General features: G+C 76.8%; 1 pseudogene. It reads left to right on the top strand.

Features of this window, described 5'->3' with window-relative positions:
- Window positions 1-306, top strand: a pseudogene (locus ACQG3P_RS19115) (DUF4785 domain-containing protein); the annotation flags it as partial.

Here is a 306-nt window from a genome sequence, read left to right as displayed (position 1 = left end):
CGCTGACCCTGCAGGCCGACCGCCAGCAGGTGCTGGCCGGTGGCAGCGGGCTGTTGAACGCACGCCTGCAGCACGACGGTGGCAACGCGGCGCGGGCGGCGGGACGCTCGGCAGCGCGCCCGCTGCCGGCGGGCGGCGAAGCACTGCTGGTGGCACCGGACGGGCGCAGCTGGCCGGTGCCGCGGGTGGCCGGCAAGGACGGCCTGCGCGCGCAGGTGACCATTCCCGAGGAGGTGGGGCAGGCACAGGGGCGGTGGGAACTGCAGGCCTTCGTGACCGCGCAGGGCGTGCAGCGCGACGCCAAGG

The sequence above is a fragment of the Stenotrophomonas sp. SrG genome (assembly GCF_050031795.1).
GTDB classification, from domain to species: domain Bacteria; phylum Pseudomonadota; class Gammaproteobacteria; order Xanthomonadales; family Xanthomonadaceae; genus Stenotrophomonas; species Stenotrophomonas rhizophila_A.
Note: the sequence above shows the minus strand (reverse complement) of the source record. Positions and strands in the feature narration are given on the sequence as shown.